Source organism: Streptomyces sp. NPDC046308 (assembly GCF_055588065.1).
The window spans coordinates 97,237-119,041 of record NZ_JBVJFB010000005.1 but is presented as its reverse complement, the minus strand read 5'-3'; the positions used below and the strand labels follow the sequence as shown (position 1 = coordinate 119,041).

The window sequence follows — 21,805 nt, the reverse complement described above, 5'->3', positions numbered from 1 at the left end:
CGCCCGATTCGTTCCGTCACCGGCGTGTCTTGAGTCCCCCGGGATTCAGACACGTTTTCCCCTTCCCCCCCCCCCCCCCCCCCCCTCCTCCCACCCCCCCCCCCCCCCCCCCCCCCCCCCCCCCAACACCCCCCCCCCCCCCCCCCCCCCCCCCCCCCGCTCCTGCGGGGTGGGCCGGCAGGTCACTCTCCCCGATGGAGTGGCTGCCGGTCCGGGTCAGCGGCGGTGGTTGTCGTGGTGTCCGCGGCGGCCCCAGCTCTCGGTGTCGATGACGCGTCCGCGGTCGTCGCGGAGGGTGGCGGTGTCGCGCTCGTCCCAGATCTGGTGGCGGCGGTCCTGGTAGACGTCGCGGTGGGTGTCGCGTCCGCTGCCGGTGTGGACCTTGACGCTGGAGTGGCCGTCCAGGCGGAGGTGGTCGAAGCGGTAGCGGTTGCCGTCCTGGTCGGTGAGGGTGAAGCCGCGCAGGTTGACGGCGCCCCGGCCGGTGTTCTTCACCTCGACCCATTCCCGGTTCAGCGCGCGGTTGTCGCGGGCGCGATCGTAGTCGCGGTCGCGGTCGCGGTCGCGGTCGTGGCTGCGGCTGTCGTGCCGGACGTCGCCGATGACGATCGAGGAGTGCCGGCCGTGGTGGCCGCGCCGGTCGTCGTCGTGGGCTGCGGCCGGGACGGCGGCCGCGCCGACCAGGGCGCCGGCGGCCAGGACCGCGGCGAGGAGACGGCGGGTGGCGGGGGAAGCAGACATGCAGATGGCTCCTTGAACAGTCAGCCCGGCCCGGCGTCGTGCGAGCCGGGCGGGCTCCGTGCGGTTCTCGACGTCCTGCCGAGGAGCCACACTCTGGCCCGGACCGTCGCCAACCGCCACAACTGGTGAGGTGTGTTGCTCAATACGGACATGTCCGTAACTCTCGGCTGTAAGGGGCAAGCGTCAAGGTCTGGTTGACGTCAGGGGGGCAGGGGCGGGTGTGGCCTCCGCGTTGTCGGAGCAAGGGGGTTTCGGCCACATAAGCAGTTCATTCACGCCATGCCGTGCGCTGTGCGCCGAACGGGTTCAAGCTCCTGTAACAGGGCTCCCGCCGTGTGAATCCCATGCGCTCCGGTCAAGGGGGGTGGCCTCCAGACCCTCGTGACCAGGCGGGATACTTGCCTGATGGACGTATCGAGGGCTTCCTGGGTCAACACGACACACGACTGGTCCGGCCTCGTCGACGCCGGCCATCTGGCACACATCCGGCGAAATCCCGCGGAGTTCGCGCCGGACGGACCCTGGCACCTCGTCCTCGAGGTGCTTGCCTACGCCGCCGACGAAGCGTCAGGCAAGGGCGGGGGAAGCTGCGTCGTCGTGCTCCATCCCGACGGTTCCCTGTCCGTCCAGGACGACGGACGGGGCACCGACACCCGCGTGGACGAGCACGGCCAGGTCGTGAAGAAGCCGGTCATGGCCACGAAGGATCTCCGGTTCTTCGACTTTCCACTGGCCGAGACGTTGCCCGACGGCCACCCTCGGCGCGGCATGTCGGTGGTCGCGGCGCTCAGCGAATGGCTCGCCCACACCAACCGCCGCCTCAACGGGGCCTGGACCCAGCGCTACGAACGGGGCGTGCCCGTCACCGGACTTGAGTCCGTCGATGCCGACGGCACGACCGGGACGCTGGTCCACTTCAGGCCGGACGCGTCATTGGGCTCGCTGACCGTGCCGCCGCCCGGCGACCTCGCGCGCCTGGCCACCCTCTGGCCGTGCCTGGAGGTTCGGATCGACGACCGGCGCGCCGGCTGACGGGCTCCGCCACCGGTACCGAACGACGGGTGCCCCGGCCCGGGCCCGGGCCGCGGACTACAGCTGGTAGCCGCCGGAGACCTCGATGTCCTGGGCCGTGATCCAGCGGCTCTCCTCGCCTATCAGGGTCGCGATCAGCGAGCCGACGTCGTCGGGCTCGCCGACCCGACCGAAGGCGGTCTTCGCGGCGATGGCCGGCACGACCTCGGGGAAGCGGGTGAACGCGTCGTCGGCGAGCCGGGTCCGGGTGGCGCCGGGCGAGACCGCGTTGACGCGGATGCCGCGCGGGCTGAACTCCTTCGCCATGTACCGGGTCAGCACGCTCAGGCCCCCCTTCATCGCCGCGTACGCCGCGTATCCGGGCTCCAGCCCGGAGGTCGCGGTCGCCGCGCTGCTGCTGACGTTGACGACGGATCCGCCGTCGGCCATCAGCGGGAGGAGCCGCTGGGTCAGGAAGTACGGGCCCTTGAGCAGGACGCGCGTCAACCGGTCGAAGTCCTCCTCGGCGGTGTCCTCGATCAGCGAGGTCTGCGCGATGCCGGCGTTGTTGACCAGGTGGTCGAAGGTGTCGCGGCTCCACGTCGTGCGGAGCGCCTCGGCCACGCAGTCGCGGAAGCCGTCGAAGCAGGCGCTGTCTCCGAGGTCCAGGTGCAGCGCGACGGCCGTACCGCCCGCCTTCTCGATGGCGGCCACGGCGTCCGTGGCGCCCTGCCGGTTGCGGCCGTAGGTGAGGATCACGCCGATCCCGCGTTCGGCGATCCGGACGGCGGCGCTCTGCCCGATACCGGAGCTGGCGCCCGTGACGATGGCGACCTGCATGATGGTCCTCCTGGGAGTCGGTTGGGATGCGGTACTTCCATTGGACGCCTCTGACCTGCTGCTTCAGTAGAACGATCGTCCGGGAGACTTGCCTGATCCTCCCGAGTGCGGGATCGGGCGCCCGGTGTTGTGCTGCACTGGGAGCATGGACCTGGAAGAGCTGCGGAGCCTGCTCGCCCGGCACGCGCGCCCGGACGCGACCACGGCCGTCGACGGGGTGCTGGTGTCGAAGGTCGACCGGTCGGACGCACCGGAGCCGGCGACCACCGGCACCGTGCTCGCGGTCATCGCGCAGGGCACCAAGCGGCTGGCCCTCGGGGACCGCGTCCTGGAGTACGGCGCCGGGCAGTACCTCGTGGCCTCCGTCGACCTGCCGGTCACCGGCCAGTTCCTACGCGTCGGCCCGGACCGCCCGGCCCTGGGCTTCGGCCTGGTGCTGGAGCCCTCCGACATCGCCGAACTGCTGCTGCTCGCGGGCCCCGGGGACGTCCCACGGGCCGGCGGCGCCGTGCCGGCCCTCGCCGTCTGCGACGCGCCCGCCGAACTGCTCGACGCGGTGGTGCGCCTGCTGCGGCTCCTCGACAGGCCCCGCGACCGCGCCGCGCTCGCGCCCCTGGTCAAGCGCGAGATCCTGTGGCGGGTGATGACCGGGGAACAGGGCGGCACCGTACGCCAGCTCGGTCTCGCCGACAGCGGCCTGAGCCATGTGGCGCGGGCGGTCGCGTGGATCCGCAGCCACTACGCCGAGCCGTTCCGGGTCGAGGACCTGGCACGGCTGTCCGGCATGAGCCAGTCCGCCTTCTACCGGAACTTCCAGGCCGTGACCGCGATGAGCCCGCTGCGGTTCCAGAAGCAGATCCGGCTCCAGGAAGCGCGGCTGCTGCTGGCCACCGGCCGGGGCGACGTCACCGGGGTCGCCCACCGTGTCGGCTACGACAGCCCGTCGCAGTTCAGCCGTGAGTACCGGCGGCAGTTCGGTGCCCCGCCGAGCAAGGACGCCGCCCGCGTGCGGCTGGACCAGCACCGGTAGGCGCGTTGCCCCGTCGAGAGGATCGTCGTGGCGATGCCGCCGCGCATTCCGAGCCGCGGTGTCGAGTGCGGGCTCAGGCGGACGGCGTGGCCGATGACCATGCGCCGAACCACTGCTCGGCGCCGTACTCCTCGAACCGCTCCACCTCGGTGAACCCCAGCTTCCGCGCGACGCGCATCGCGCGGGCGTTGGCGGCCTGGGTGGTGAGCACCACCGGCTCGCCGGGCCGCGCGCCGGCGAACCAGTCGAGTGCGGCCGCGCACGCCTCGGCGGCGTACCCGCGTCCCCATGCCCGCGGCAGGAACATGTAGCCGAGCTCGGCCTCCCCGCCTTCCGGGCGGAGGTGACCTGGCCGCGCCGCCTCGCGCGGATCGAGCGTGGTCATGCCGATCATCGCACCGTCGAGCTCGATCACGAAGAGGCCGGGACGCCGCCCCGGCACCTCGGGCATCGCGCGCTCGAGCTCGTCACGCGGCCGGGAGCCGCCGACGTAGGTGCCCACCTCCGGCGAGGCGAACAGCTCGACGAACGCCGCACGGTCCCGTGCCTCGGATTCGCGCAGCACGAGCCGCTCGGTCCTGATCGGGGCAGGTGGCCAGACGGCAGGGTGCGCTGAAACCTCATCCGGCATGGAACGGCTCCTGGTTGCTCGGGGCCACACGCCCGACCTCGTAGGGGCCATGGACCGTGGATGCGTCAGGCAACGGCTTCTGACGTCGCCACACATGGAGACGCGCTCCGCCGAGGTGCCGGTTGCGAGGGCCGACGGCGAGTGCACCCCTGCCCTTCTGTTACCGGGCCATGACACTCCACCACTTTTGAACGCGCTCAACAGTCGCTAGGTTCTTGAACATGATCAAAACTGGGTACGGCGCATGGGTGAGCGAGTTCCGGGCCGAGCGGGAGCGCCGGGCGGCGCTGGGTGACCCCGACTGGGGGAAGGGCGCGCGGCTGCCGGCCGAAATCGTCCGCAGCATCCAGAAGTTCCAGGTCGGCGAGGACGGTGACGGCTCCGCACTCTCCGGCAAGGCCGATCGCGCGGGTGACCCGGTCTACTCCGAGGCGGTCCGGCTCTTCATCGCCGAGGAGCAGAACCACGCGCGGATGCTGAAGCTCCTGCTGTCGGCCGGCGGGGCGGGCACCCTCGACGGGCACTGGAGCGACGCGACCTTCGTGCGGGTGCGGCGGCTGCTCGGACTGCGGGTGGAGCTACTGGTGTTGATGATCGCCGAGGTGGTGGCGCTCGGGTACTACCGGGCCCTGCGTGACGGTGTCGCGGACCCGCTGGCCTCCGAGGTCGCGGGCCGGATCCTGGCGGACGAGGAGCGGCACGTTCCGTTCCACTGCCTGCGCCTGAGGGAGGGCCCCGCCGGGCTGCCCCGGCCTGCCCGCCGGGCGGTGACGTGCGGATGGCGCGGACTGCTGGCCGTCGCCGCCGTACTGGTCGCGGTCGATCACGGCCCCGCCCTGCGGACTCTGGGGGTGGGGCGCGGTGCCTTCGTCGCACATACCCTGCGCTCCTCCGCGTGGATGGCACGCGCGATGTCGGGCGGCCCCATTCCCGAGCCGGCGCGGGCGGGCGCCGACGCCGGCTGAGCCGAGGGCGCCCCGGGCGAGGCGCAGACCGCCGATGCGACCGTCGTGCGCGCAGGGAGTCCGCTCGTCGTCATCAGCAGCGTCCTCTCCCTGACCCGCGAAGAGGCCGGCACCGTCGCGGCGTTCATGCCGGTCGTCGTGGACCAGGTCACGTCGGACCACCCCGAGCCGGTCGACGCGGCTCGTAAGCACTCCGACTCGTGCGCATCGGTTTACCCGACTCGATCTGGAGGCATCTCTAAGTTTAGAAGAGTCTCCGAGTTCGGTAGGGAGGGGAGTGCCCGTGCGGACGGAGCGCGTGCAGACATCCGGGGGAGGGCTGCGCGAGCGGCACAAGGCCCGGAGGCGGGACCGGATCCTCGAAGCGACGCGCGAACTGCTGCGCGAGGGACCGGAATCGGTGCTCAGCACCGAGCGGATCGCCGAGCGGGCGGAGGTCTCCCCGGCCACCGTCTACAACCTGATCGGACCGCGGGAGAAGATCTGGGAAGCCCTCGCCGGCGGGTTCATGGACGCACTCGAGGACCGGCTCGCGGCGCTGGGATCCGGTGACCCCCAGGACGTCGTCAGATCGACCGTCCAACTCTTCGTCGGCGACCCGATCGTGTCCCGTCGCATGGTGCGCGGCTGGGAGGAAAGCGGCCTCGTACTCGACCGGGGTCCGCTCGTCCCGCTCCGCCGGGCGCTGGCGGACACACGGGCACGGGGTCTGCTGCGCGCCGACGTCGACACCGACGCGTTGGCCGCCATGGTCAGTACCTCGTGTGTGGGTGCGCTGCACCAGTGGGTCGCCGCCCTGATCGACGACGACGAGTTCCTCGCGAACGCCCTGTTCGCGCTGGACGTCGCGCTCGCCGCGGCGGCCGCGGATCCCCACCGCGACCAACTGCTGGCGCCGCTGCGGACGGGGGACGCGGTATGACGGCCGGCGCACCGCCACGACACCGGGACTTCGTGGGACACGGCGGGATCCGGCTCACGGCGAACGTGTGGGGCGAGGAGTCCGCTCCCCCTCTCGTCCTCCTGCACGGCGGCGGCCAGACCCGGCACGCCTGGGACCGGACCGGTCCCAGGCTGGCCGCGCTGGGGTGGTGGGTCATCGCCCCTGATCTGCGGGGACACGGCACCAGCGCCTGGTCAGCCGACGGAGACTACGCCCTCGACCTGTTCGCCGCGGACGTCCGGGCGATCGTCGCCCGGCTCGGCGGCCGGCCGGTGCTCATCGGCGCCTCACTCGGAGGCCTGGCCTCGCTGCTCGCCGCCGGAGAGGCACCGCGGGCGGCGATCCGCGCCCTGGTGCTCGTCGACGTAGCCCATCGACCCGATCCCCGCGGTTTCCGCCGGATCGTCGCGTTCATGCGAGGCCACCCGGAAGGTTTCGCCGACGTGGGGGAGGCGGCCGCGGCGGTCTCCGCCCACCTGCCCCACCGCCCGAGGCCGGCCGACCCCGAGGGGATACGGACCAACCTGCGGCGCCACGGCGACCGCTGGGTGTGGCACTGGGACCCCCGGATGCCGGACAGCTTCGAGGGCCGGATGGACCCGCCGGGCATGGCGGAGCGTCTCCTGGACGCCGGCCGCCACGCCGACGTGCCGATCCTGCTCGTCCGCGGCGGGATCAGCGACGTGGTGCGCGAGGACGTGGCCGAGCAGTTCTGCGACGGCGTTCCCCGCGCGCGCCGCATCGACGTCCTCGGCGCCGGGCACATGGTGGCCGGCGATCGGAACGACCACTTCCTCGACGCGATCGTCCCGTTTCTGGAGAGGGTGGAATGAGAACGCCCCTCGCACGCCGCGCCCGGAGTGCGAGGCAGGCGGTTCACTCACCGGGGTGCGCCCGCTCCCAGTCCGTCCTCAGCTGTGCGGGGAGGCGGCCGCGCAGCGGAACGTCGTACCCATGGGCGCGCCCCCAGGCCCGAATGGCGTCCGTGTCACGGGTGCCAGTGTTCCGCGAGGTGAGGGTGACGACACGGATCGGCTGTTCGCCGGGGCGGAGCGCGGGCGAGGACGTGAAGCAACCGCCCTGGTCCGTGAGCAGGTCGGGAAACAGAGGCACGCGCGTCCGCCCGTCCAGTACGGCGGCGAGGAACTGCACGAGGCCCCCCTCGAAGGCGAACCACGACGGCCCACGCGGCTCGTTCACGGCGATGTGCCACCGGTCGGGGTCGTCCTGCGGCTCGGTGACCCAGAACACGTACTCCCCGTTGTCCGTCACTCCGATGGCGAACAGGTGACGCGGATCGTACGGCACGGGCCACCCGTTCGCCCGGTCGACCGCCAACTGCTGCCCCACGACGGCCGCCATGGGCCCCGTCAGCGATATCCAGTCGGTGGAGCCGAGTGGGTGGCGCACCCCGATGAAGTCTCCGAAATCGCCCGGCCCGTACAGGTCGCAGAGCCGCTTGTAGTCGTCCGGCAGCCGGAAGCCGAGCGCGGACTCCACCCCGTCCCACTCCGTAACAGGTGGCGGATCGGCGGGGGGCGGGCAGAGGCGGACGAGGTCGTCTACGGCGGTCACGCAACGGACGGTACGGGAACCCGCGGCCGGTGCCCGCGGCCGGGATCAACAGGGCCGGCCAGGGGGTCAGTGGCCCACTGGCCCCCTGGGTCAGTGGTGTTCCGACTCGGCGTAGAGCCTGCCGGCCAGGGGGCCGAGGACAGTGCCGTAGCTGTGGGAGTCGGCGCTGCTGACGTTCACGGCGACGACCGTGCCCATGCCCGCCGGGTCGAGGTCCACGATGTACGGGCCGCCACTCGAACCGACGCCCATGAGACAGGGGATCCGGAAGAGCCCCGGCTCGCGCCACGGCCGGGTGCCGGGGCCCTCGCAATGCAGCACCCGACTCGTGTAGGGGTACCCGAACTGGTGCGTGGGGTTTCCCGGTTTCGCGCCGAAGGCGATCCTCTGGGCTCCGACCACCGCCGAGACGGCCCGTCCGTCCGCGGCCGGGTTCATCTCCAGCATCGCGACGTCGTTGCCGTCGGTCTGCCAGTCCTCCGCCATGTGCACCCGGCGTACGGTGAACCCGCCGTAGGGGCTCTGCCCGTCCCGGTAGCCGGGGACGAAGTACAGGTTCTCGTCCCATGTCGCCGTCCGCGAGGATCCGTCGGAGAGGCTCGTGCGTACGCAGTGGGCCGCGGTCACGACGGTGTTCGTGCCGACGACCGTCGCGGTGCAGGCGGCGTCCCGCCCGCTCGTGGCATAGATGCGGCCGACGGTCAGGGCGATGGCACCCCCCTTGTCCCACTCCGGCTGCACGAAGTCCTCGGACCGCTCGGTCTTCGTCATCCGGGCGATCCCGTGGCCCACCCAGTACCGCTCGACCTGTTGCTGCTCGGCCGTACTGAGCGCCGCGTCGTGGGCCAGGACCTGCTGCTCCGCGGCCCCGGCCGTCCTCGCCGTGAGAGAGTACGGTCCGCATCCGGCGACCGAGACGAGCAGCGCCCCCGCCGCCGCCCAACCCCGAACTCGTCTGAATGTCATGTGCTGCGCCCCCCAAGATCAGCTCAGGCTACTTCAAGGCCCGGCCCGACCGAGACGGGGCTCACTCGTCGTTGATCCGGAAGGTGACCACGTCGACTTCGTCGGTTGCCGCCAGATCCGGGTAGTGGCCCTTGAGGCCTTCCCGGAGTTCGGTCGCGGTCGTCAGCCCCTCGGCTCGGGCGTCCTGGTCGGTGAGGTCGCTGACCAGGCAGCGACGGATGCCGGTCACCTCGGCCGGCAGGACGACTTCGGGGTCGCTTTCGAACACCAGCCGTGCCGGCCCGAGCCGGGCCGGGTCCCGGAAGCGGGTCGTCCTCGTCTTGGCGCCGGAGCGGACGTCTTCGAGGTAGCGGGGGTTGAACCGGATGATCGGGGGACCGGCCGTCTCGGGGTCTTGGTAGAGCGACGGGTCGAGACCGCTCATGCCGTCCGGGGTCCATCGCTGCGTCAGCGGCAGCAGGTCGGCGGCGAGAACGGACCGGGGCCCCGCGGGCGTCGGCACGATGACGCGCATGGTGGGGTAGTAGTCCACGAAGACCTGCCGATCGCGGCCGCACGGCCCGACGACCCCCCGCCCGTGGTTCCCCACGGCAACGATGCAGCGCATCTGGCGGGCGCCCTGGGCTCGTGCGGATCCCAGAGCCACGAGTTCGGCGCAGGGTCCGCCGGTGAAGTGGTAGAGGTTGACGCCGGCGAACATCCGGTAGTCGGCGGCCATGACCGCGGCGCCCATCGTGTGGATCCCGTCTTCGTCGGGCCCGGCGTCCGTATGTGCGTCTATGGTGCGGCGTGCCAGCTCCACGAGCTCACGCTCGTCCCTGTCGAGAGCTCGTGCCGATGGCGGTACGTACACGTTTTCAGCCTTCCCCTTCGTCAGCAGTCGCCAAGATCATTCCAGGCCGGGCAAATGGGCTCCACGGGATTTCGGATTGCCGTGACCGGGTCTGACCAGGTCTGACCGGGCCCCTCTGGTGGCCCCGTGGGCAGGGAGGGAAGAGGGGCACGAAGGACACGGGCGGTGTTCTGCCCGTGGCAGAACACCGCCCGGACGGGGCTCGACGATCACTACGGTCCAGTCTCATGACCACGATCACCACGCGTACGGTCGCGTACCCGGCGGACGGTTTGACGATGACCGGGCACCTCGCCCTCCCGGCCGGTGGCGACCGCCGGCCCGCGGTGCTGCTCGGACCGGAGGGCATGGGGCTCAGCGACGTCGAGCGCCGCCGGGCCGACGCTCTCGCCGAGCTGGGATACGTAGCGCTGGCCTTCGACCTCCACGGCGGGCGCTACTTGGGCGACCCCGAGGAGATGCTGGCCCGTTGCCTGCCGCTGCTCGCCGACCCCGACCGGATGCGGGGCATCGGCCGTGCGGCGCTCGACGTGCTGCGCACCGAACCGCGGGCCGACCCCGACCGGATCGCCGTCGTCGGCTACGGCACCGGGGGCGCCGTCGGGCTGGAACTCGGGCGCGACGGCGTCAACCTGCGCGCGATCGGGACGGTCAACGCAACCACCACGGGCCGGCCGGGGGAGGCGGCGCGCATTCGCTGCCCGGTGTGGGCCGGGGTCGGGTCGGAAGACCCGATCATGCCGCCCGCGCAACGGGACGCGTTCACCGCCGAGATGCAGGCCGCTGGCGTCGACTGGCGCCTCACGGTCTACGGCGGCGCCCTGCACGCCTTCCACCACCCGCCGGTCGACCACCCCACGGTCCCCGGCGTCGGCCACCACCCACAGCACGCCCAACGAGCCTGGCGCGACGTCCTCGACCTGCTCGCCGAGTGCCTGCCCGTGACGGAGGCTCCGGGGGCATGACCCCGGACAGCGCCGAGGCGAGGGTCCGGCTCGGCTTCCTCGCGCCACCTCGAACCGGTGCGTCAGCGGCGGTCGGTCCGGTTACGTCTCCGGGGTGCCGGAGTCGGCGTCGGCGTCGGTGCCGGCCGGGAGCGGCGGTTGTGGGTGCGGATGCAGGCCGGGGCCGTGGGGTGGGCCGGCCAGCGGGGTGGGGGAGAGGTCGGTCGGTTCCTCGCCCGCCTCCAGGAGCGTGTCGGCGGCGCCGACGATGCGGGGGTCGGGGTGGCCCACCGCCTCATCGTCCTTGCGGTCGTAGTCGATGCGCGACAAGAGGCTGCGCATCGCCTCGAGCCGGCCTCGCCGCTTGTCGTTGCTCTTGACCACCGTCCACGGCGCGTGCTCGGTGTCGGTCGCGCGGAGCATCGCGACCTTCGCGGCGGTGTACGCGTCCCACAGGTCCAAGGAGGCGAGGTCCGTGGGTGACAGCTTCCACTGCCGCACCGGATCGACCTGGCGGATCGCGAAGCGGGTGCGCTGCTCGGCGCGGGACACCGAGAACCAGAACTTCACCAGCAGGATCCCGTCCTCCACGAGCATGGCCTCGAAGGTCGGGCACTGGCGCAGGAACAGCTCGTACTGCTCCTCGGTGCAGAATCCCATGACCTTCTCGACGCCGGCACGGTTGTACCAGGAACGGTCGAAGAAGACGATCTCACCGGCCGCCGGCAGATGGGCGACGTAGCGCTGGAAGTACCACTGGCCCTCCTCCCGCTCCGTCGGCTTGTCCAGAGCGACGATCCGCGCCCCACGGGGGTTGAGCCGCTCGGTGAACCGCTGGATCGTGCCGCCCTTGCCCGCCGCGTCCCGGCCCTCGCAGATCACCACCAGCCGGGCCCGGGTGTCCTTCACCCAGTGCTGCAGCTTCAGGAGCTCGATCTGCAGGATCCGCTTGGTGCGCTCGTACTCTCCCCGTCTGATCTTGCGGTCGTACGGGTAGTTCTCCTGCCACGTGCGGATCGGAGCGCCGGTCGAGTCCAGCAGTACGGGCTGCTCCGGACGGCGGTCATCCACACTCAGCCCCGTCAGCAGGTCTTCCTCGACCTCCGACCGCTGGAACTCGTGCTGTGTCATGCCAGGCCCCTACCCACGCGATACGCCGTGATGTCCGTGTCCCCAAAAACGTATTCACTGAGGTATTCATGGCTGCATACTCGGACGTGTGGCAGACAACGACGTGGAGATCGACTCGGTAGTCGGGTGCCATCCGTCCGCGACCGGACACCGGGCGGCCTGATCTTGCAGCTGCACATCGACATCCGCTGGCTGCTGGACCGGCAGGAGGAGCTGCTCGGCAAGGAGCTCGGCGTCTGCGACTACTCCGCTCTGGTGGCCGCGGTCGCCCGGCACCGCGTGAACACTCCGGCGCTGGCGGCCGACGAGCCGGACGCGTACTGGCGGTCGGCGGCGCTGCTGGAACAGATCGTGCTGCTGCGCCCGCTGCCGGCCCGGAACGAGTACTTCGGCTACGGCGTGGCGGTGGCCTACATCCGGGCCTCGGGCCAGGACGTGGACACCGCCTTCGAACCCTGGCGCGACCTGATCACCGACATCCGCACGTTGCGCCTGAGCGTGTACGACGTAGCCGACCGACTGCGCTCCATGCGCCGCCCGAGGCCCTGATCAGCCCGTGAGGGAGGACGCGACGGACTTGGCGTGGTTCGCCGTACGGGACACCGCCGCTTCGACGGGGCGGCGGACGGCACGGACCGGGTGCCGGTGGTCGAGTGCGTGCCGGGAGCGGTAGGCGAGCGAGGGCTTGCCATGGGTGTCCGCGGCGGCGATGAGGAGTCCTCCCAGGGCGGACAGGTCGGTCAGGAAGTGAACGCGCTGCCGCGCGCGCTCCTCCGGATCCTCCACTGTCCAGAAAGCGTGAGCGGCGAGGGAGGTCGGCACCAGCGTGGCCGCGAGCGTGAGCGCGGCCAGGCGCGGGGCACGTCCCGTCGCGAGCAGCAGTCCCGCCCCGGCCTGGATCGCGCCGGTGGCACGGAGGAGTCGCAGCGGATCCCCGGCGAGAGCGGGCACGCGCTTCCCGACCGCCCGGGCGACGGGCTCGAGGAGGGGTCGGGTGACTTCCGTTACGGCCTCTGGGCGGCGCAGGGTGCGCAGTCCGCCGGTGACGAAGGGGGCGGCGAGCAGGGGGCGGGCGAGTTTACGTACGACAGCCATGTCCCGCTGCTGCCCCGTCCCGGCGAGTCCATCCGTCCATCCGGTCCATCCGGTCCATCCGGTCCATCCGGTCCGTGAACTGAAGGGTTCTCAGAACTCGCCTTCGAGCCCCGTGACCGCCGGAGGCCCCAGGGGCGCGTCCTTCTCCGAGAACCCCAGCTCCTCCAGGGCGCCGGCCAGCAGGCGTACGGCTTCGTCCTCGGCCGTGGCGCGGTCCGGGGCCTCGACTTCGAGCCTGGCGGAGAAGGTTCCGCCCTCGTGGACCGTGAGCAGTTCCACGTCCTCGGCCTCGCTCAAGTCGGTGTGGTGCGAAGCCAGCCTCCTCGCCAGCTTGGAGCGGGCTGCGTCGTCGACGTCCTTCAGGAACGTGCCGGGCACGGTGATGACGTAGGTGGTCACTGCTGCCTCCTGTGGGCGGGCAAAGGGCTGCGTTGCCGATGCCCCAGTCTCGCGCCTCGAACCTCCCCGAGCCCGGCACATCGGCCTGCCGGGTGTCGCCGCGCGCCCCCGCACCGGGACGGGGCGGCCGGCAAGCGGTGGCGCCCGTACTGAATAGAGCGGCCGGTAGCGGCCAGGAGGGGAGAGTGAGGATTCGGACGAATTGGATGGAGGAACGACGATGAACTGGCGCCACGAGGCCGCCTGCAAGTGGGAAGACCCCGATCTCTTCTTCCCGGTGGGCTCCAGCGGCCCGGCCCTCGTCCAGATCGAGGAGGCCAAAGCGGTGTGCCGCCGATGCCCGGTGCAGGAGCAGTGCCTCGAGTGGGCCCTCGAAGGAGGGCAGGACTTCGGTGTGTGCGGCGGCATGAGCGAGGAGGAACGCCGGGCAGCCAAGCGGCGCGCGGCCCGGGCCGCCCGCGGCCGATCGGCGGGCTGACCCGCGTCCGGCAGGCGGCCCGCTCGCCCGGACCGGCGTACCGGCGGTGCGTTGCCCAGGTACAGCAGCTGCGGGTGTGCCCGGTACCGGGCGATCTGCGCGTCGTGCCTGTGCCCGTGCCTGCGTGCCCGTGCCCGTGCCTGCGCCGGCCCGGCGAGGCCTCCGTAGGCCACCGCGGTCGCCGACGCGGCCATCGCCCCCGCCCGCACCCGCCGCGGCCACGGCGTAGGGCACCCCCGTCAGGGCGAGCCCCGCGTACTGGCGCTCCCCAGGGGAACGTCCCGGTCATAGGAGGCCAGGTCCGCCAGGACGCCGAGCGTCGGCACCCCGGCCCTCCCTCCGGGCGTTAGCGTGATCGCATGGAACAGCGCATCACCCTGGTCACCCTGGGAGTCTCCGATCTCGCACGTGCCAAGGGCTTCTACGAGGCCTTGGGCTGGCGGGGACAGGAGGTCGAGGAGACGGTCTTCTTCCAGGCCGGCGGACTCGGGCTGGTGCTGTGGGACCGGCACAAGCTGGCCCGCGACTGCGGCGTGGAGCCCGGACCCGCCGGCGGAGTCGGCGGGATCGTCCTGGCACACAACGTCCGCTCCGAGACCGATGTGGACGAGCTGCTCGCCGCGGTACGAGGGGCAGGCGGCAGCGTCACCAAGCCGGCGGCCGTCAACGCGATCGGCTTCTACTCCGGCGCTTTCACGGACCCAGACGGCCACTCCTGGGAAGTCGCCTACAACCCGGGCTTCCCCCTCGCGCCAGACGGCTCGCTCACCCTGCCCGACTTCGGCGGTTCGTGAGCGTACCGTCAGGCCCCGGCCCCACGGGCGATGCGGTACAGCACGTTCCGACGCAAGGGCCCTTCGGGCACGGTGGGGTCGTCGAAGTCGTCGGCCGGATCCCGCGTCATTCCGATGCGCCGCATCACCGCCTGTGAGCGGTGGTTGGTCGCCGTCGTCACGGCAAGGATCTCGGGGAGTCCAAGGGTGTCGAACCCGTGGGCGAGCACCGCCCGCGCGGCCTCGGAGGCGTAGCCCCGGCCCCAGGCCGAGCGGGCGAGCCGCCAGCCGATCTCCACACCGGTGAACGGCATGCCGTCGTCGACCTGATCCAGGCCCGCGAAGCCGATGAACTCACCCGTGGCCCGTACCTCGACCGACAACCACCCGTAGCCCCGCCGGTCGAAATCGGCCTGGAACCGTGCCACGGAGGCGTCGCTCCGTTCGCGGGTCAGCAGGTCGCCCAAGTGCTCCCGGACCTCGGGATCGGCGTTCATCGCCGCCCACGGTGCAAGGTCGGAGTCACGCCATCGACGGACGGTGAGGCGGTCGGTACGCAGTTCGGTCATGCCGCCCAGCCAACGCGAAGACCGGGCCGCAAGGCAATTCCATTTCCGGGTGTCCTCGCACGCGGCCACCGTCCCGCGGACGCGCGGCGACCTCCCGTGGGGAGCCGGGAGGGCGACGGGCCCGGGGTGATCCGGAGCCACACCATAAGCGCCGGGCCCGACAGGCCGATAGGCATATGACACGAGAGATTCCGGATCCGGTGGGCGGCGACGCCACCAGAGCGGTCGTCCGCGGTGGCCCCCCGTCAAAGAGGCACGCGCCGGTCGGGGGACCCCAGCCGACTGCTCCCGCGGGGTGGTCGGGCGCTGGTCAGATCGTGACCGGGCCGCGGGCCGTGGCGAACTCGACCGAGACGAGGCCCGGTTCCTCGTCCTCGACCCAGCTGACGTCGATCTGGTCGAGGGGGTGGTCGGCCGGTTCGCCGAGGAATTCGGCGATGGAGGCCGCGTCGCCGGCGATGGAGACCCCGTGGATGGTGGTGGAGGTGCGCGGGTCGGCGCTCGGGCGCTGCTCGCTGGGGACCAGCCACTGGAGGAAGTAGGGCAGTTGTGGGTCGTCCAGCAGCTCCAGCAGACCGATCTGCTTCCACCGCAGGTCGAACCCGTCGGGGCGGACACGGTGGCCCTCGGCCGAGGTGCGGCCGAGGCGGGCCTCGACCGGGGCGATGTCGTCGACGGAGACCACCCAACCGAGCCAGCCGCCGCCCTCGGCTGCGCGGCGCGCGACCGCCTGGCCGAAGGGTGCGCGGTCGGCGGCGGGGTGGTCGAGCGTGGTGACGACCTCGACGTAGGTGCCGCCGCTCAGCGGGAGGATGAAATTGCGGGTGCCGAATCGCGGGTGTACGCCCCCGTCGACGAACCCGCCGCCGAGGGCCGATCCGATCCACTGGACGGTGGAGACGAAGCTGTCGCGGGCCACCGCATAGGACACGTGATCAAGTCGCACTGAGCCATCATCACCCGACAACCCGCACACATCCCTACAACACGCCCGCCGCCCCGGCCGTGTCTGCGGTGGATTCAGCCGTGGAACGGATCGATCATCCCGGCATGCAGCACCATGCGGACCGCACTTCCGAGAGGCAGGCTCCAGATGGTGCCGTACGGGCCCTTGGCCGCGGCCGATCGCTGGGGGGTGCGGCTGTCACCCGTTCGGGTGCGGCGGATTCCGGCGGAGCGGGAAGCGGTCCGCGCGGGCGAGGGCGCGGGGCGTGCGGCGACGGCCGACGCCCGGCCGCAGGCCGCCGAGGCCCGGCACCTGCGGACCGCCCCTGACTGCCTCGGCGTGCCGGCGGCGCCGGCCGCCGTTCCCGCCAGGGGGGCCGGGTGGGCGATCATGTGTGGCGTGGGGTTCGGCTCGGGCGCGGAAGGTACGGCAATGGAGGCTGCGCGGGAGGCGGAGTTCGTGACGGTCGCGGGGCTGGTCGCGGCGGTGGCTCAGGGGCAGAGCGGCGCGCTGTGGCGGCTGGAAGGCGTCGACCGGCAGTTGGACGCGAACCTGGTGCGCCACCTGCCCGGGACCGGCGGGGCGCCGCACACCGAGGACGAGGTCGACGTGATGCTGGTCGTCCTCGGCGGCGGTGGAACGCTCACCCTCGACGGTGCCCAGTCCCAGCTGGCCCCCGGATTCCTCGGCGTGCTGCCGCGCGGCACGTCCCGGTCGCTGCTGGCCGGCTCCGAAGGACTGCTCGTCCTGACCGTGCACCGCAGGCGCCGCGGCATGCGCATCGGACGGACCACCCCCGCCGCCGCGCCCCGACCGTGCGAGGTGCACCTGGTGTGCGGCCGGTGCCACCGGCACGCGATCGAGGCGGACGCCCGCTACTGCAGCGCCTGCGGCACGGCCCTGCAGCCCGAGAACCCGACGAGGCAGATCGGAGAAGGCAGCGGAGGGCGAGCGCGAGACCGGTAAGTGCGGCCAGGGCCACAGCCGGAGGGACCCGAGCGGGGCGATGGATTCCGCCGGCACCCCAACTGCCCCTGCACGGGCTGGGAACACACCCGCGCCGGTACACCCGTAGATGATCCGCCGTCCCCGGCGCCAGACCGGATCCGTATCAACGTCCCGCACCGCCAACACGCTTGATGCACACAGGGCGTCGGTGGCGTGACCTGCTCTAAACATCACTCAACGTGTTTATCGCAGTCGGTATTGGAAACGCTGAGTAGCTACAGAGATAAGGGTCAACGCGAAAGGCGGGAATCATGTCCGTGAGCATCGGAATCATCCTCGTTGTGGTGACGGCGGTCATCGCTGCGATCGCGCTCGCCCCGGCGGTGGCACCCGCGGAACCCGACCAGGCCGCGAAGCGGTCCGGGGGCGGGGACGCGCGTAGGGCCGACCGGAGCCGGCGTGCTCGTCGCCGGCTGCACCACATCCCGCCGCAGCAGACGGGCGACCGCAGGCGAAGCTTCGGCTGACCGGCGGTCGGCGCCCGGCCCGGCCCGGCGCCCGGCCCCGCCCGGCTGCAGGGACGAGGCAGGCCGGCCGGTGGGCCCGCGGTCATCGCGGGCCCACCGGGCCGGGGTTACCCCATCGGGCCGAAGACCGGGGGCGCCAGGGGCGTCAGTGAGGCGGTCCGGGACGGCTGTTGTGTCGTCGCGGCGGCCGCCCGCAGGAGGCGTCTCACGGCCGGGGAGCGGGTGGCGAGCCTGAGGCGACGCCCGTGCCGGGGCCACCAGTCGAGGACGGCGAGGAGGCCGGAGTCGGCGAAGGTGACGTCGGAGGTGTCCAGCACGAGGCCGGTGTAGCCGTCGTCGGCCGCCGAGGCCAGGAGCGCCCGCAGCGGGGCGGCACTGAAGTGGTCGATCTCCCCGCTGAGGCGGACGATCAGGGTGGCGCCGAGGGTGGTGCAGGAGCGGATGTCTATGACGCCGGGCGCGGTGTCAGCGCCCGAGTCGTGCACGGTGGGAGGGGCCAGGGGCGCGAGAGTGGCGGCCAGTATCGGGGCGGTGCTTGAGGTACTCACATCCCCATCAACGCGTCCCACCCGGTGTCGGGAAACGAGCCACGCGGTCCTTTCACCCCATGTGACCAGCGTCGATCCCCGACAGGAGGAAAGTTTCACCCGGATGAGGCGTCAGGCGCCCGCCGTGCCGCGCTCGCCGCGCCGGCCGGGCGTCCCCATGAGGCATCCCGCACGGGCGTGCCGGTCGGGCGCCCCGGGCAGACACCCCGCTCGGGTGCCGGTCAGGTGTCGGCGGTTCCGGTCAGTCTCCGGGGAGGACGTGACCGTCCTCGTCGAGGGGGAGGTGGATGCGTACGGGGTCCTGGCTGTTGGTGTCGGACGGGCGAGGGCCCTCCGGGCCGTCGGGGCCCCAGCGCAGCAGGCGGCGGGTGCGGGCGATCCGGTACACGGTGTCCTGGAACTCCAGCTGGTTGACGCGCCCGGCCCGCAGGGTGTCGGCGGCCTCGGCGTACGCCGCCAGCTCCGCGGGCCGGGAGGCGGCCGACGCCCCGCCCGGCGCCGTCCAGGTGCGGGCATCGGCCTGCGGGCCGGCGTCGCCGGGGATGTGGCCGTGCATGCGCGGCCACATCCATGTCAGCGCGAAGTCCAGTGACTTGCGGGCCTCGTGCGCGCTCGCGTGGGGGCCGCTGACCGGCCTCCAGCCGCGGGCGGCGCTCTGTTCCACGACGGTGAACGTCGGGGGCAGCAGCAGTACGTCCGGGTGGGTGTCCAGGGCCCGCTGCGCGTCGGCGCGCACGTCTTCGGGGAACCGTTCGCCGGTGTAGCACAGGCCTCGAAGCGCCAGCCGCTCCACGGCCTGGGTGGGGGTGATCGGTGCGTCCGGGTCCAGGAGCAGGTCGTCGTCGACCCCCGGTCCCTTGACGGAGCGGTCCCAATGGGGGGAGAGGGGATCGGGATCGGTGGGACGGGGCTGTTCGATGCCGTCCGGGCCCGCGCCCGCGTACTCCTCGGCGCGTACGACCCGGTACCGGGTCCCCGCCACTTCGAGTTCGTCGACGCGCTCGCTCTCCAGCCGGGCGACCGCCGCCAGCAGTGCGCGCCGTTCCGCCCTGTCGCGGGCATCGTCCTTCGCGCGGAACCACAGCAGCGAGTTCAGCCCGTCGCGCGCCTGCTGCGGGCAGCCGTCCGTCACCGCGAGCACCACCCGCCACCGCGGCCCGTCCCCGGCGCCCTGCGCCGCCACCCCGAACAACGGGCCGCGTACCACCACGCCGGCGGTCCGCGCCACGGCGTCGACCGCGTCGGCCTCCACCGCGGCCTCCACCGGCTCCACGGGCACTCGTACCACCATCGGTCGGGACCCGCCCGGCCCCACATCCCCACGGTCCATGCGCCCATCCTGCCGATCGTGGTACGGCACCGTCCCTGATTCGCCGATTCCCGTCCGGGCGGGGGCGGGATCGACTATGCGGTGGACCCCAGCTCGTACGTGAAGGAGTAGGCGACGGAGGTTTCGCCGTGGCGGTACGTGAATCCTCCCGAGCCCGTCAGGCCGGCGAGGTCCCCGGTGGCGGAGCCGGGCACGACCTCGAAGCGGCAGACGGTGCCCCCGGAGTCGAAGCTGCCGCGCTCCTCCAGAACGAAACTGCCCTTGCGGCCGTCGACGGTGCCGGTGAGCAGTTCCATGCCGCTGTAGGTGCCGACGCTCTCGCCGGTATAGGCGATCGTGTAGTCGCAGGCGGTCTCAGCCGCCACGATCGCGCCGGTGAAGGCATTGGTGACATGGGCGTGGGCGAGCCGCGGGACGGCCTCCGCGGAGCCGACGGGGTTCTCCTCCCAGTTGGCGAAGGTGAAGTGGCCACCGGTCTCTACGGGCGCGGGGGTGGGCGAGGGCGTGGGCGTGGGCATGGTTGTCCTATCGGTCGGCGGTCGGGTGGCCAAACGGAGCGGTCCGCCCGGTGGTTGACCGGGCTGTGCCCCCAGGCTGGCAGGGGTACCTGACACCTTCCGTCAGGTATGGCGGACAATGAGATCCATGCGCGCCGACCGGCTCCTCTCCCTGCTCCTGCTGCTGCAGAACCGCGGCCGGATGACCGCACCCGAACTCGCCGCCGAGCTGGAAGTGTCCTTGCGCACGGTGTACCGGGACGTCGAGGCCCTCGGGGCCTCCGGCGTCCCCGTCCTCGCCGACCGGGGCCCGGCCGGCGGGTACCGGCTGGCCGAGGGCTACCGCACCCGCCTCACCGGCCTCACCGACGCCCAGGCCGGCTCCCTGTTCCTGGCCGGCGCCCCCGGGCCCGCGCGGGAGCTCGGCCTGGGCGCCGACCTGGCCGCCGCCCAGCTGAAGCTCCAGGCCGCACTGCCCGCCGCACTCGCCGGACGGGCGCGGCGGATCCAGGACCGCTTCCACCTCGACGCGCCCGCCTGGTTCCGGGAGGCCGACCCCGTCCCGTACCTCGCGCAGATCGCCCAGGCCGTGTGGGACCAGCGCGTCCTGCGTGTCCACTACCGCCGCTGGCGCGGCGAGGTGCGGCGCGAGCTGCACCCGCTCGGCCTCGTCCTCAAGGCGGGCATCTGGTACCTGGTGGCCGAGGTCGACGAGGGCGCCGTACGGACCTACCGGGTCGCCCGGTTCCTGGCCGTGGACACCGCGGCGGAGGGGTTCGAACGGCCCGTCGGCTTCGAACTCCCCGCGTACTGGCGGGAGTCCACCCGCCGCCTGGACGCCGTACTCCACCAGCAGACCGCGGAGCTGCGCCTGTCGCCGCGCGGACAGCGGCTGCTCCCCATGCAGTTCGGGGCGGCGGCCGACCGGGCCCTGGCCGAGGCCGGCCCGGCCGACGCCGACGGCTGGGTCCGGGTGCACCTGCCCGTCGAGTCGGAGGCGATCGCCGTCGGCGACCTGCTCAGGCTGGGCGCCGAGGCCGAGCTGCTCGGCCCGCCCGAACTGCGCCGCGCACTCACCGAAACGGTGGCCACACTGGCCCGACGCTACGCTCTCCCCGCCCATCCCGGCCGCCCTGGAGGAGCAGACACGGCGCAGGGGAGTGCGGAGGAACGGCCCGGCATCGCCGCCGCGATGGTCGTCCGTGAGGGCCGCGCCCCGGTGCAGAACTACCTGAACACCGCCGCGGCCAAAGGGTGATGGGTTTCGCGTCGGGGTGATCAAGGGCTCGGCGCCTCGTGGTCGCCGGGTATCGGCTACGGTCCTTGGGTGTGAACCGTACCGAGCGTCTGTACGCCCTGGTGGAGGAGTTACGTGCGGTCTCGCCCCGGCCGCGCAGCGCCCGGTGGCTCGCCGAGCGCTTCGGCGTCAGCACCCGCACGATCGAGCGCGACCTCAGCGCCCTGCAGCAGTCCGGTGTGCCGGTCTACGCCGAACCGGGCCGCAGCGGCGGGTACGTCGTGGACAAGGACCACACCCTGCCGCCCCTGACCATCAACCCGGCCGAGGCGGCTGCCCTGGCCGTCGCCCTGCACGGGCTGGCCGGGACACCGTTCGCCGTGGACGCCCACTCGGCGCTGTCCAAGGTGTTCGCCGTCATGCCGCAGCGCGAACGCCAGGCCGCGCGCGAGCTGGCCGCCCGAGTACGGCTCGCCGTGCACCCCGCCCGGCCCTCCGCCCTCCCGCACACCCTGCGCGAGGCGCTCTCGACCCACCGGCTGCTGCGCCTGCGCTACGCCGACGACGTGGACGGCGAGGTCACCGACCGCACCGTCGAACCCCTGGGCTTCCTCGGCGGCGACCCCTGGTACCTCGTCGGCTGGTGCCGGCTGCACTCCGCCGTGCGGGGCTTCCGCCTCGACCACATCCGGGAGGCGCGCGCACTGGAGGAGACGGCGGAGCCCCGTCCCGTGGACCTGTCCGAACTGGGCGGTCTCGGAAGGGATTTCGTCGCGCTCGACGACCTCTACAGTTTCACTTGAGCCGCTGCCCGGAGGGCTAAACACC

The 21,805-nt window shown here is 72.4% G+C and carries 27 protein-coding genes; 13 read left to right on the top strand and 14 right to left on the bottom strand.

Features of this window, described 5'->3' with window-relative positions; translation table 11 throughout:
• Positions 1 to 216: 216 nt before the first annotated feature.
• A complete protein-coding gene (locus ACZ6JT_RS21205) occupies positions 217 to 741 on the bottom strand; it encodes a lamin tail domain-containing protein (RefSeq protein WP_469211794.1) in 525 nt (174 codons plus the stop codon).
• A 405-nt stretch (positions 742 to 1,146) separates the two neighbouring features.
• Here ACZ6JT_RS21205 and ACZ6JT_RS21200 point away from each other — a divergent pair, with 405 nt between their 5' ends.
• The gene (locus ACZ6JT_RS21200; protein WP_469211792.1) at positions 1,147 to 1,773 is read left to right on the top strand and encodes an ATP-binding protein; all 627 of its coding nucleotides are present in this window, start codon (positions 1,147 to 1,149) and stop codon (positions 1,771 to 1,773) included.
• 57 nt (positions 1,774 to 1,830) lie between these two features.
• Here the strand turns inward: ACZ6JT_RS21200 and ACZ6JT_RS21195 are convergent, their stop codons facing one another.
• Positions 1,831 to 2,592 carry an SDR family NAD(P)-dependent oxidoreductase gene (locus ACZ6JT_RS21195; RefSeq protein ID WP_469211790.1) on the bottom strand — a complete coding sequence of 254 codons (762 nt, stop codon included), beginning with the start codon at positions 2,590 to 2,592 and terminating at the stop codon, positions 1,831 to 1,833.
• Between the two features lie 145 nt (positions 2,593 to 2,737).
• Between ACZ6JT_RS21195 and ACZ6JT_RS21190 the strand changes: the two genes are divergently transcribed.
• Positions 2,738 to 3,622, top strand: a complete 885-nt coding sequence (locus ACZ6JT_RS21190; protein WP_469211788.1) for an AraC family transcriptional regulator — start codon at positions 2,738 to 2,740, stop codon at positions 3,620 to 3,622.
• Between the two features lie 73 nt (positions 3,623 to 3,695).
• Here ACZ6JT_RS21190 and ACZ6JT_RS21185 read toward each other — a convergent pair whose 3' ends face one another.
• Positions 3,696 to 4,253 carry a GNAT family N-acetyltransferase gene (locus ACZ6JT_RS21185; protein ID WP_469211787.1) on the bottom strand — a complete coding sequence of 186 codons (558 nt, stop codon included), beginning with the start codon at positions 4,251 to 4,253 and terminating at the stop codon, positions 3,696 to 3,698.
• Between the two features lie 221 nt (positions 4,254 to 4,474).
• On the opposite strand from ACZ6JT_RS21185, the gene ACZ6JT_RS21180 reads away from it, so the two are divergent.
• The 3 genes from ACZ6JT_RS21180 to ACZ6JT_RS21170 all read left to right on the top strand — a co-directional run bounded on the left by ACZ6JT_RS21180 (position 4,475) and on the right by ACZ6JT_RS21170 (position 6,994).
• Positions 4,475 to 5,218 (top strand): ferritin-like domain-containing protein, encoded by a 744-nt coding sequence (locus ACZ6JT_RS21180; RefSeq protein WP_469211785.1) that lies wholly within the window; start codon positions 4,475 to 4,477, stop codon positions 5,216 to 5,218.
• Between the two features lie 298 nt (positions 5,219 to 5,516).
• Positions 5,517 to 6,140: a TetR/AcrR family transcriptional regulator gene (locus tag ACZ6JT_RS21175; protein ID WP_469211783.1), complete on the top strand. Its 624-nt coding sequence runs from the start codon at positions 5,517 to 5,519 to the stop codon at positions 6,138 to 6,140.
• Positions 6,137 to 6,994, top strand: coding sequence for an alpha/beta fold hydrolase (locus ACZ6JT_RS21170; protein WP_469211781.1), 858 nt, complete (start codon positions 6,137 to 6,139; stop codon positions 6,992 to 6,994). The genes ACZ6JT_RS21175 and ACZ6JT_RS21170 overlap by 4 nt, the downstream gene beginning before the upstream one ends.
• Before the next feature lie 43 nt (positions 6,995 to 7,037).
• Here ACZ6JT_RS21170 and ACZ6JT_RS21165 read toward each other — a convergent pair whose 3' ends face one another.
• The 3 genes from ACZ6JT_RS21165 to ACZ6JT_RS21155 all read right to left on the bottom strand — a co-directional run bounded on the left by ACZ6JT_RS21165 (position 7,038) and on the right by ACZ6JT_RS21155 (position 9,504).
• On the bottom strand, positions 7,038 to 7,736 hold the full coding sequence (locus tag ACZ6JT_RS21165; protein WP_469211779.1) for an Lsr2 family DNA-binding protein: 699 nt from the start codon (positions 7,734 to 7,736) through the stop codon (positions 7,038 to 7,040).
• A 90-nt stretch (positions 7,737 to 7,826) separates the two neighbouring features.
• A complete protein-coding gene (locus tag ACZ6JT_RS21160) occupies positions 7,827 to 8,702 on the bottom strand; it encodes a trypsin-like serine peptidase (RefSeq protein ID WP_469211777.1) in 876 nt (291 codons plus the stop codon).
• Positions 8,703 to 8,763: 61 nt separating this feature from the next.
• A complete protein-coding gene (locus ACZ6JT_RS21155) occupies positions 8,764 to 9,504 on the bottom strand; it encodes an ASCH domain-containing protein (RefSeq protein ID WP_469211775.1) in 741 nt (246 codons plus the stop codon).
• Positions 9,505 to 9,782: 278 nt separating this feature from the next.
• Between ACZ6JT_RS21155 and ACZ6JT_RS21150 the strand changes: the two genes are divergently transcribed.
• Complete coding sequence (locus ACZ6JT_RS21150) at positions 9,783 to 10,520, top strand: dienelactone hydrolase family protein (RefSeq protein WP_469211773.1); 738 nt, start codon at positions 9,783 to 9,785, stop codon at positions 10,518 to 10,520.
• Positions 10,521 to 10,601: 81 nt separating this feature from the next.
• Here ACZ6JT_RS21150 and ppk2 read toward each other — a convergent pair whose 3' ends face one another.
• Entirely contained in the window at positions 10,602 to 11,630 is a 1,029-nt protein-coding gene (gene ppk2, locus ACZ6JT_RS21145; RefSeq protein ID WP_469211771.1) for a polyphosphate kinase 2, read from the bottom strand.
• Positions 11,631 to 11,795: 165 nt separating this feature from the next.
• Here ppk2 and ACZ6JT_RS21140 point away from each other — a divergent pair, with 165 nt between their 5' ends.
• A complete protein-coding gene (locus ACZ6JT_RS21140) occupies positions 11,796 to 12,179 on the top strand; it encodes a toxin Doc (RefSeq protein ID WP_469211769.1) in 384 nt (127 codons plus the stop codon).
• On the opposite strand, the gene ACZ6JT_RS21135 is transcribed toward ACZ6JT_RS21140, so the two are convergent.
• A complete protein-coding gene (locus ACZ6JT_RS21135; protein WP_469211767.1) occupies positions 12,180 to 12,725 on the bottom strand; it encodes a DoxX family membrane protein in 546 nt (181 codons plus the stop codon).
• A 90-nt stretch (positions 12,726 to 12,815) separates the two neighbouring features.
• Entirely contained in the window at positions 12,816 to 13,124 is a 309-nt protein-coding gene (locus ACZ6JT_RS21130; RefSeq protein ID WP_365478770.1) for a hypothetical protein, read from the bottom strand.
• Between the two features lie 220 nt (positions 13,125 to 13,344).
• On the opposite strand from ACZ6JT_RS21130, the gene ACZ6JT_RS21125 reads away from it, so the two are divergent.
• Both ACZ6JT_RS21125 and ACZ6JT_RS21120 read left to right on the top strand, forming a co-directional pair.
• Positions 13,345 to 13,602 (top strand): WhiB family transcriptional regulator, encoded by a 258-nt coding sequence (locus ACZ6JT_RS21125; RefSeq protein ID WP_469211765.1) that lies wholly within the window; start codon positions 13,345 to 13,347, stop codon positions 13,600 to 13,602.
• A 359-nt stretch (positions 13,603 to 13,961) separates the two neighbouring features.
• A complete protein-coding gene (locus tag ACZ6JT_RS21120; protein WP_469211764.1) occupies positions 13,962 to 14,396 on the top strand; it encodes a VOC family protein in 435 nt (144 codons plus the stop codon).
• 8 nt (positions 14,397 to 14,404) lie between these two features.
• On the opposite strand, the gene ACZ6JT_RS21115 is transcribed toward ACZ6JT_RS21120, so the two are convergent.
• Positions 14,405 to 14,944, bottom strand: coding sequence for a GNAT family N-acetyltransferase (locus ACZ6JT_RS21115; RefSeq protein ID WP_469211762.1), 540 nt, complete (start codon positions 14,942 to 14,944; stop codon positions 14,405 to 14,407).
• Positions 14,945 to 15,254: 310 nt separating this feature from the next.
• The gene (locus ACZ6JT_RS21110; protein WP_469211760.1) at positions 15,255 to 15,890 is read right to left on the bottom strand and encodes a VOC family protein; all 636 of its coding nucleotides are present in this window, start codon (positions 15,888 to 15,890) and stop codon (positions 15,255 to 15,257) included.
• A gap of 432 nt (positions 15,891 to 16,322) precedes the next feature.
• Here ACZ6JT_RS21110 and ACZ6JT_RS21105 point away from each other — a divergent pair, with 432 nt between their 5' ends.
• Together ACZ6JT_RS21105 and ACZ6JT_RS21100 are read left to right on the top strand one after the other, a co-directional pair.
• On the top strand, positions 16,323 to 16,856 hold the full coding sequence (locus ACZ6JT_RS21105; protein ID WP_469211758.1) for a hypothetical protein: 534 nt from the start codon (positions 16,323 to 16,325) through the stop codon (positions 16,854 to 16,856).
• A 293-nt stretch (positions 16,857 to 17,149) separates the two neighbouring features.
• A complete protein-coding gene (locus ACZ6JT_RS21100; RefSeq protein ID WP_469211756.1) occupies positions 17,150 to 17,365 on the top strand; it encodes a hypothetical protein in 216 nt (71 codons plus the stop codon).
• Between the two features lie 107 nt (positions 17,366 to 17,472).
• Here the strand turns inward: ACZ6JT_RS21100 and ACZ6JT_RS21095 are convergent, their stop codons facing one another.
• The 3 genes from ACZ6JT_RS21095 to ACZ6JT_RS21085 all read right to left on the bottom strand — a co-directional run bounded on the left by ACZ6JT_RS21095 (position 17,473) and on the right by ACZ6JT_RS21085 (position 19,761).
• Positions 17,473 to 17,913 (bottom strand): STAS domain-containing protein, encoded by a 441-nt coding sequence (locus tag ACZ6JT_RS21095; protein ID WP_469211754.1) that lies wholly within the window; start codon positions 17,911 to 17,913, stop codon positions 17,473 to 17,475.
• Positions 17,914 to 18,154: 241 nt separating this feature from the next.
• Positions 18,155 to 19,192 carry a DUF5954 family protein gene (locus ACZ6JT_RS21090; protein WP_469211752.1) on the bottom strand — a complete coding sequence of 346 codons (1,038 nt, stop codon included), beginning with the start codon at positions 19,190 to 19,192 and terminating at the stop codon, positions 18,155 to 18,157.
• 125 nt (positions 19,193 to 19,317) lie between these two features.
• The gene (locus ACZ6JT_RS21085; RefSeq protein WP_469211750.1) at positions 19,318 to 19,761 is read right to left on the bottom strand and encodes a DUF3224 domain-containing protein; all 444 of its coding nucleotides are present in this window, start codon (positions 19,759 to 19,761) and stop codon (positions 19,318 to 19,320) included.
• Between the two features lie 127 nt (positions 19,762 to 19,888).
• On the opposite strand from ACZ6JT_RS21085, the gene ACZ6JT_RS21080 reads away from it, so the two are divergent.
• Both ACZ6JT_RS21080 and ACZ6JT_RS21075 read left to right on the top strand, forming a co-directional pair.
• Positions 19,889 to 20,998, top strand: coding sequence for a helix-turn-helix transcriptional regulator (locus ACZ6JT_RS21080; RefSeq protein WP_469211748.1), 1,110 nt, complete (start codon positions 19,889 to 19,891; stop codon positions 20,996 to 20,998).
• Positions 20,999 to 21,069: 71 nt separating this feature from the next.
• Positions 21,070 to 21,780 carry a helix-turn-helix transcriptional regulator gene (locus tag ACZ6JT_RS21075; RefSeq protein WP_469211746.1) on the top strand — a complete coding sequence of 237 codons (711 nt, stop codon included), beginning with the start codon at positions 21,070 to 21,072 and terminating at the stop codon, positions 21,778 to 21,780.
• The last annotated feature ends 25 nt before the right edge of the window (positions 21,781 to 21,805 follow it).